The 8,221-nt window shown below is 40.3% G+C and carries 10 protein-coding genes; 3 read left to right on the top strand and 7 right to left on the bottom strand.

Annotation, left to right across the window (positions count from 1 at the left end):
• The 4 genes from ACESNQ_RS08550 to ACESNQ_RS08535 form a co-directional block, all read right to left on the bottom strand.
• The coding region (locus ACESNQ_RS08550) for an SSURE domain-containing protein (RefSeq protein WP_373076196.1) at positions 1 to 1,098 on the bottom strand (1,098 nt) is incomplete at its 3' end.
• A gap of 157 nt (positions 1,099 to 1,255) precedes the next feature.
• Complete coding sequence (locus ACESNQ_RS08545; protein WP_373076194.1) at positions 1,256 to 1,921, bottom strand: potassium channel family protein; 666 nt, start codon at positions 1,919 to 1,921, stop codon at positions 1,256 to 1,258.
• A gap of 13 nt (positions 1,922 to 1,934) precedes the next feature.
• Positions 1,935 to 3,311: a TrkH family potassium uptake protein gene (locus ACESNQ_RS08540; protein ID WP_373076192.1), complete on the bottom strand. Its 1,377-nt coding sequence runs from the start codon at positions 3,309 to 3,311 to the stop codon at positions 1,935 to 1,937.
• 32 nt (positions 3,312 to 3,343) lie between these two features.
• Positions 3,344 to 4,108, bottom strand: a complete 765-nt coding sequence (locus ACESNQ_RS08535) for a nucleoside phosphorylase (RefSeq protein ID WP_373076190.1) — start codon at positions 4,106 to 4,108, stop codon at positions 3,344 to 3,346.
• A 175-nt stretch (positions 4,109 to 4,283) separates the two neighbouring features.
• On the opposite strand from ACESNQ_RS08535, the gene ACESNQ_RS08530 reads away from it, so the two are divergent.
• From ACESNQ_RS08530 to ACESNQ_RS08520, 3 genes are all read left to right on the top strand, one after another.
• Entirely contained in the window at positions 4,284 to 4,736 is a 453-nt protein-coding gene (locus tag ACESNQ_RS08530) for a DUF3290 family protein (RefSeq protein WP_060956251.1), read from the top strand.
• Positions 4,733 to 5,365, top strand: coding sequence for a DUF421 domain-containing protein (locus tag ACESNQ_RS08525; protein WP_373076188.1), 633 nt, complete (start codon positions 4,733 to 4,735; stop codon positions 5,363 to 5,365). Before ACESNQ_RS08530 ends, ACESNQ_RS08525 begins: the two co-directional genes overlap by 4 nt.
• Positions 5,366 to 5,481: 116 nt before the next feature.
• Positions 5,482 to 5,685, top strand: coding sequence for a CsbD family protein (locus tag ACESNQ_RS08520; protein ID WP_016466557.1), 204 nt, complete (start codon positions 5,482 to 5,484; stop codon positions 5,683 to 5,685).
• A 62-nt stretch (positions 5,686 to 5,747) separates the two neighbouring features.
• Here the strand turns inward: ACESNQ_RS08520 and ACESNQ_RS08515 are convergent, their stop codons facing one another.
• The 3 genes from ACESNQ_RS08515 to ACESNQ_RS08505 all read right to left on the bottom strand — a co-directional run.
• Positions 5,748 to 6,965, bottom strand: a complete 1,218-nt coding sequence (locus ACESNQ_RS08515; protein WP_373076186.1) for a carbohydrate-binding domain-containing protein — start codon at positions 6,963 to 6,965, stop codon at positions 5,748 to 5,750.
• A gap of 153 nt (positions 6,966 to 7,118) precedes the next feature.
• Positions 7,119 to 7,685 carry a sugar O-acetyltransferase gene (locus tag ACESNQ_RS08510; RefSeq protein WP_368910822.1) on the bottom strand — a complete coding sequence of 189 codons (567 nt, stop codon included), beginning with the start codon at positions 7,683 to 7,685 and terminating at the stop codon, positions 7,119 to 7,121.
• 146 nt (positions 7,686 to 7,831) lie between these two features.
• The coding region (locus ACESNQ_RS08505; protein WP_373076184.1) for an LPXTG cell wall anchor domain-containing protein at positions 7,832 to 8,221 on the bottom strand (390 nt) is incomplete at its 5' end.

The raw sequence follows: 8,221 nt of genomic DNA, 5'->3' as shown, positions 1-8,221 counted from the left end.
TGGAGCCTTATCAGAGGATTTCAAGATAAGGCGAGTCAACATACCGTCACCAGCGAAGAATTCGTATGGAATGACTTGATTGACGCCGGCTGTAAATGGTCCTGGGAAATTGGCTTTGTCAAGGTAGCTAGCTGGAACATCTACTGTGTCTTTAGTATTGTCAGCCACACCTTTTTGCACTTCAGCTGAAGTGGTCAAGCCATTCAAATTAACGTCCAAATCCTTAGTCGCCACAAGATTTGTTAAGTCAGCTTTGCCGTCTTTCGCACCGTACACCTTGATGGTAGCCTTATAGCTTTGCGTTCCATTTTGTTTCAAGAGGTCAAGTAGCTCTTTGTCAGATTTTCCTTGGGTATCTGCCAAGTCTACTTCATAGAAGTAAAGACCTTTGCTCAATTTCTCTACCGGTGGGAGAGCAGGATTTTTAGCCGTTCCATTATCTGACCATGGAGCCTTATCAGAGGATTTCAAGATAAGGCGAGTCAACATACCGTCACCAGCGAAGAATTCGTATGGAATGACTTGGTTGACACCAGCTGTAAACGGGCCAGGAAAATTAGCTTTGTCCAAGTAATTAGCTGGGACATCTACTGTGTCTTTGGTGTTATCAGCCACACCCTTTTGCACTTCAGCTGGGGTAGTCGCTGGTTGCGCTTCACTAGCTTCATGGTCTTGTCCAGAAACTGTAGACTCAGAACCTTCCACAGGTTTAACTGCATCTTCTGTTGGTTTCTTAGAGTCAGGTTGTGCTTGCACTTCTTCTTTTGGTGTTCCCACCGGCTCTTTATCAGTTGCATCCGCTTTTTCTGAAGAGCTTGTCGTATCCACACTTGCTTTAGGTGTTGGAACAGACTGTTCTGAAGAAAGATCTACATCTACTGCTTTTTTGAGAATCTCTGCTGATAGGTCGCCCTTTTCACTCTCCGAGGCATCGTTTGACACGACTTGGGCAGGGGTCGGATTGACGACATCTGCACGTGCAGAACTTGGTTGACCGACTAGGACAAAGAAGCCACTAGCCACAACAACTGAAGCAACACCTACACTGAGTCGGCGAATAGACCAACGAGTATATCTCTGATTTGGATTGAATTTCATAGGATTCTCCTTAGAGTTTTCTTTTTTTTGATGACTCTAGTATAATCTCCTAAAATTAAAAAGGATTAAGAAAAAGTTAAAATTTTTCTTAAATCCTTCTTATAAAATACTTATATTGACTCAATAGTCACTAGAAAAAAGAATAGTCATTTCTCTTTTAATCATTGAGGCGTGCTAGATTATCCAAATATTGGTTATTGATTACTGCCATCATATAGCCATCAGCTTTCAATAGATCATTCGGTCCAAATTGAACATCCAAGGGAGCATTTTCGTAGTCACGAAAACCAAGAATATTGAGATTGTATCGTCCTCGAAGGTCTAGTTGACTTAGGCTCTTGCCTGACCACGATTGTGGAATTTTCATCTCGACAATAGAGACATTCTTGTCCAACTGAAAGACATCAACGCTATTATTAAACAGAATAGTTTGCGCTAATGAGCGCCCCATCTCATACTCTGGGGAAATGACTGAATCCGCGCCAATTTTTTCAAGGACTTTTTTTGCTGTATGACTTTTGACCTTAGCAATAACAGTCGGCACTCCAAGGCTCTTGCAATGCATAACCGCAAGGACGCTAGATTCCAAATTCTCGCCCGTTGCTACCACAACCGTATCACAGGTATCAATCCCAGCTGATAACAAGAGTTCTTCATCCGTAATGTCTCCAACAACACCACGTGCTAAAACAGGTTCAAATTGATTGATAAGTTCCTCATGGTCGTCAATAGCTATGATATTGATATCATGCTTGGCAAGCGCTGCGAGAACACTGCTCCCAAAAATTCCTAAACCTAAAATTCCGATTGTCCGATCTGACATAGTTTATCCTTTCCTATCCAATAGTAATATCTGCTTTCATATAGTGGATCATATCTTTCTTGTCTGGACGATATTCAGCCAAGCTAACTAATAGCGTCAACGGCCCGATTCGTCCTATAAACATCAATAACATGACAACGCTAAGTGCTATCTTACCTAATTCTGGTGTCAAGTTCGCTGTTACTCCAACGGTAGCAAGCGCAGAAATAGTTTCAAACATCAGGTAGATAAATTTCGGATTCCCTTCTGCTGTTATCCCTAATAGGATTAAACCCGATAAAAAAGTTATCAAGAAGATGATGAAGACACTGAAAGATTTTTGGACTGTCCGAGGTTCTATCGTTCTCCGAGCCACATTAGCATGGGGTAAGCCTAATAGCTCACTTCGTGCGAAGACTAACAAGACAAAGAAGGTTGTGATTTTTAATCCTCCCGCTGTCCCGCCAGGTGCACCACCGAGAAACATTTGTAAGATATAAATCAGCAAAGTAACAGGTCGGGCCTGGGTGTAATCAATCGAAGCAAAACCTGCTGTTCTCATGCTGACTGTTTGGAAAAAGCTGACCAGCAATTTATCAGGCACGCTAAGATTGCCAATCGTTCCCGGATTGTTCCACTCAATCAAGAGAGTTGAAACTGTCCCAGTAAATAAAATCCCAACTGTTAAAAGAAGAACTAATTTGGTATGAAAACGAAGACGGCGTTTCTTCTTTCCTAACTGGGTTGCTAGATCAAACCAGACCATAAATCCTAGACCACCTGTGATGATCAAAGCAGCAATTACTAGATTAATCAAAGGGTCGGTCTGAAAAGCTACCAAACTTGTACTTCCAAAATTATCAAATCCAGCATTACAGAAAGCTGAAATAGCTAAGAAGATAGAGGTGAAAATCCCTCGGCCCCAACCAAATTCCGGAACAAAACGAAAACTTAACAAGAAGGCTCCGAGTCCTTCAACGATAAAAGTCGTCAAAAAAATCGAACGTATGAAAACCATTAAAGACTGAGTTTCTCCATAACTAAAGCTCTCCAGAATTGTTTCACGGCTACGAAGGCTGAGCTTTTGCTTGCTTTGAATATAAAAGATCCCTATAAAGGTCATGAGACCCAAACCACCAATCTGGATCAAAAACATACAGATTAACTGACCCCAGATGTTATATGTAGTAGCTACTGGTTGAGTAAAGAGTCCTGTCACACAGACCATGGATACTGCTGTAAAGAGATGGTCGAAATAGGTCGCTTGGGAGCTTGTTGCTTGCACAAATGGCAGACTCAAAAGGAGAGAGCCTGCGAGAATAACCAAAGCAAAACTTAAAAAAATTCGACGAGCCGGTGATAAACGCCCCAAGGTCGTGTTTATTTTTTCCGAAAATGATTTGAATAACATAGTTACATTGTACCATAAAACAGTTAAAGCAGTCACATATGACTAACGATTTCAAGACAGAGTTCTAAGGCCTTGTCAAAAGCTTCTGAACCCCAATCGCGACTATCATAATTTTCTAAATCCGCTAGAGAGTCTGCTGTAAACAGTAACTCACCCCAGACTGCTCCACGAAGCTGGGCAACTGCAGCTAAAGCTGCACATTCCATCTCCACAACTGCACAGCCTTCTTCCTTACGATAGGCAACTTTTTCAGCTGTTTCTCGGTAAAAACCATCTGTCGACCAGGTCATGACTTCTTCATAAGGAATACCTCTTTGTTCCAAGACTTGCTCAATAGCAGAGATAGCCTCAGTCTGCATCTCCATATAACGAGAAGGCGCTGCATAGTGGTAGCTCGTCCCCTCATCTCGCAGAGCGCAAACAGGGACGAGAAAGGCATTTTCCTCAATATCGGCTAGGACTCCACAAGTACCGGTAGAGATGATTTTCTCTACACCGTAGCCAATCAACCAATCCATAAACTGAGCTGCAGGAGCAGAACCAACAGGAGCCTGGGCTAGACAAACTTTTTCGCCTTTGTAGTTCATGACATAAACTGGATAGGTTTTAGTGGCAGAAACAAACTCCCCTACGCACTTTGCTCCTACTTCCTGAGCATAACGGTCAATCTCTTCTTCTAAAAATGCATAGATGCACTTCTTTGGCAACTGTAAATCTAAGCCTTCATGATTGGGCATAATGACTGCTTGAGGATTATCATCAAACTCTAAAATAGGAATAGAATGTTTTTGAATCATAGAGTACCTCCTCTAAATTTGTACCATTATAACAAAAGCTAAACGAAAGTCAAGATGAGAGAAAAACTTATCTCAAATAGGAAACAACAATTAAATGCTTTTTTCGTCATAATAAAATTGCTATAGCTTAGGAATTAGTTTATAATAGATTGAATTTAAAAAAGGGAGAAATCTTATGAAATTCTATTCATATGACTATGTTCTCAGTCAGATTAGTCAACAGAATTGGACCATGATTATTGTGTCGACATTCTTAGTGATTGTGACTGGATTCTTTGCATTTAAGGCTTTCAAAGATAAAAGAGGGAGTAAGTTCCGTGAATTATCGCTCATTTCTATTTTGACGTTAATTGCTTTTGTATTGATTAGCATTACGAATTTTCAAAACAGCCAATCCAATGATAATCAATTTCGTAGTTCCTTACACTTCATCGAGATTGTATCAAAAGAGTTAGGTGTTGATAAAAAAGATATTTATGTCAATACTTCAGCTACTACTGATGGAGCTATTATTAAGGTTGGCGACAATTTTTATCGTGCCATTAGCGGGACTGACCAAGATAGCTATTTGTTAGAAAAGATGGAACTCTATAAATCAGACGTTGAACTCGTGGAGGTTGAAAAATGATAAGCTTTTTTGCTACGATTGCAATTAAATTGGCCTTGGGGCTACTTTCTCTTGTTTTTGTTATTAACGTAACAGGTAAAGGAAATTTAGCACCAAGTTCTGCAGTAGATCAAATCCAGAACTTTGTTCTCGGGGGTATTATCGGTGGGGTTATCTACAATAGCTCGATTACCATCATCCAATACGTAACAATCTTAATCATCTGGACTATTCTCATCCTGCTCCTTAAATGGTTGAATACCAATATTTCCTTTTTCAAACACTTAATTGACGGGAAACCAACTATTATCATCAAAAATGGTAAGTTAGATCCTGAAGCCTGTCGCACAAAAGGTCTTGCAGCTGCAGATGTAGCTCTTAAATTGCGCGCTCAAGGAATTTTCCAATTGAAGGATGTCAAGAGAGCTGTGATTGAGCAAAACGGACAGCTGATTGTCGTAAGAATGGGTGACGAAAATCCTAAGTACCCAGTGATTACAGATGGTGTTGTCCAAGTTGAAATCTTAGAAACCATTGGCAAATCCGAGGAGTGGCTAACTGAGAAATTGAAAGAAGAAGGTTTCGAAGAAGTCTCAAATATCTTTATCGCTGAATATGATAAAGGTCAATTGAATATTGTAACCTATTAAAAAATAAACTGATGCTTTTCGTATCAGTTTTTTGCTTTTTAGCATAAAAGGGTATATACTTAAATTAATATCTAATGTAATTTAGATAATACAAAAAATTAACGGAGGTATCCCCCATGTCAATCGAAGAAAAATTCAACCAAGCTAAAGGTTCTGTTAAAGAAGGTTTTGGTAAACTAACTGGCGATACAAAAACTCAAGCAGAAGGAGCTGCAGAAAAGGTAGCTTCAAAAGCTAAAGAAGTTGCTGAAGAAGCAAAAGAAGCTGTCGAAGGTGCAGTATCTGGCGTAAAAAACATCTTTAAAAAAGACGGAGAATAATTCTTTTTCGTCCTAATAACATAAGAAAATCTCCCTTCTCTTTCGAGAAAGGAGATTTTCTTTTATGGTCGTCCACCAGGGCCTCCATTTCCTTGAGGTCCACCTCCACCAGGTATCGAATTGACAATCTCAGTTTGTTTTTCACCATTGAAATAGATGTCTCCGCCTGTGTAAGTCGCTGTTCCATCAAAGTCAAAACCAGTTTGACCAGTCATTTTGATGGTTCCTCCCGTAACAGTAATGTTACCATTTGAGTCAATTGGATCCGTGTCCCCCTGACCAACTTCAACCGTCAAATTCCCACCATTCATAGCAAAGAAAATTTCACTTTGTTGGGCGTTTTTGTTGGCCGCATTGACACCATCATCTGTTGAGTATATGGTGATGTCTCCACCGTTGATAGTGATTGACTTACCTTCAAGCCCTTCTGTAGAATTCTTAACGGTATAGGTACCACTATCAATAACCAAATCACCCGATGCGTGGATACCATCATCTCCAGCAGTAACAGTGATGGTATTATCAGAGAGATACATGGTTCCAACAGATGTATCATCATCATTATCGACCTTGACGCCATCTTCCTTGGCATCGATAGTCATGGTTGTGCCAGTGATGTTAAGTTCATCATTGACATTAAAGGCATCTCCGACTGCTGTGATGTTGTAGGTTCCACCTGTGATGTGAAGCGTGTCGTTGGCCTTGATAGCATTGTTTTTCTTGCCATCTACATTGAGAGTTCCTTTACCGTTGATGGTCAAGTCCACTTTAGAGAAGAGGGCCGCGTCAGCCTTGTCATCACTGTTTGAAGCTGAATCTGACAGGCTGTTGGTTGTCCCGTCTGCTAGAGTTAAGTAAACATGACCAGCTGATGTGGCAGATATAGCTGCATTGGTATTGGTCATGGTGACGCCGTTTAGTACGAGATGCACATCATCAGTCTTTTCGGCTTCAATCTTGATTTGAACTCCGTCGGATTGACCAGATATGACATAGGTTCCTGCCTTGGAGATTGTAACGGTAGATCCTGATACGGCCACTCCTTCACCTGATACCGTCGCTGTTGACCCAGACAGAGTTACAGTTGATGCAGACTTTTCATCGTAGGAAGTATCGTAGTCCTTGTCTGTGAAATAGCTAGTTTTCTTAGCATCTGTAGTGGATGCCGTTGTTGTTGCGGTATTGCTAGCTGTTGTATTTGAAGTTGACTGGGTACAAGCTGTCACCAGTGTTAGAGTTACTATACTCGTTAATAGGAATGTCCATTTTTTTGTTTTCATACTAGTTTCCTCATCTTCATTTTACTTGGTATCATTCTATAGAAACTCCCTAAAAATAACCTAAATTTTTTCTGAAAGTTTTCTTAACCCCATCCGAACTTCATTAATAATCATTATTTATGGTACAAAAAAGAACAGCATTTTGCTGTTCTTTTATTTTTCTTCTTTGACTGGAATTTCTTTGATAACTCGTGCTGGGTTGCCTGCTAGAACTACATTGTCACCAAAAGATTTAGTAATGACAGCTCCTGCTCCTACAACAACATTATCACCTAGTGTAACGCCTGGAAGGACAATAACCCCACCACCTGCCCAGAAGTTCTTACCAATCGTAATGGGTTTCCCAAATTCTAAACCTGAATTTCGTTCTTCTGGATCTAGAGGATGAAGAGGTGTCAAAAATTGGCAGTTAGGACCAATCATGGCATTGTCACCAATGGTAATTGGACATACATCCAACATAGTCAGATTCCAATTAGAATAAAAATTTTCTCCCAAATGAATATTGACACCATAATCCACCACCAAACGAGTATTGACATAGAGATTTTCACCAGTTGAGCCAAACCATCCTTTGATGATTTCCATACCTTTTACTGGATCGACTTCTTCATTAAATGAGGCTTGCTTTTGTCGTGCTGTTTGTGCTAGAGCACGAAGTTCTGGATCGAACGGGTGATAAGGTTCTCCCGCAATCATTTTTTGATATTCACTTTTCATGGTTTGACTTCCTTATTTGCTTTACAAGATTGTAGCATAGTTCTATCCTTAAGACAAGCAGCAAAGAGATTAAAAAAACTAGTACATCCTTGGATGCACTAGTTTTTAATTAGAAAGGTGACTTTCTCACTACTTTACAGAGTTGATTAGTCTTCTTTCTTTTTACGAGCGATAAGTCCAAATCCACTCAAGACACCTACTAAACCAAGGGCAGCAAGGCTAGCATGATCTTCAGTACCAGTATTTGGTAATTGAGGAGCATTTTCCTTAGCTGGAGCTGGTTTAACTGGAGCTTCTGGTTTTTCTGGAGTTACAACTTTTTCGTAGATGTGTACTGTATCACCATTTGGCAATTTCTTAGTCTCTACGAAGCGGTATCCTGGAATGTCTTTCTTAGGATTTTCACCGTCTTCTGTTGGATATCCTGGAATTTCATTTCCGTCTTTATCCTTGTGACTAGTCTTCACTTTTTCGTAGACATGTTCTGTGTCGCCGTTTGGAAGTTTCTTAGTCTCTACGAAGCGGTATCCTGGAAT

The organism is Streptococcus infantis, assembly GCF_964243025.1.
GTDB classification, from domain to species: Bacteria; Bacillota; Bacilli; order Lactobacillales; family Streptococcaceae; genus Streptococcus; species Streptococcus infantis_N.
This window is presented reverse-complemented; position numbering and strand designations above follow the sequence as displayed.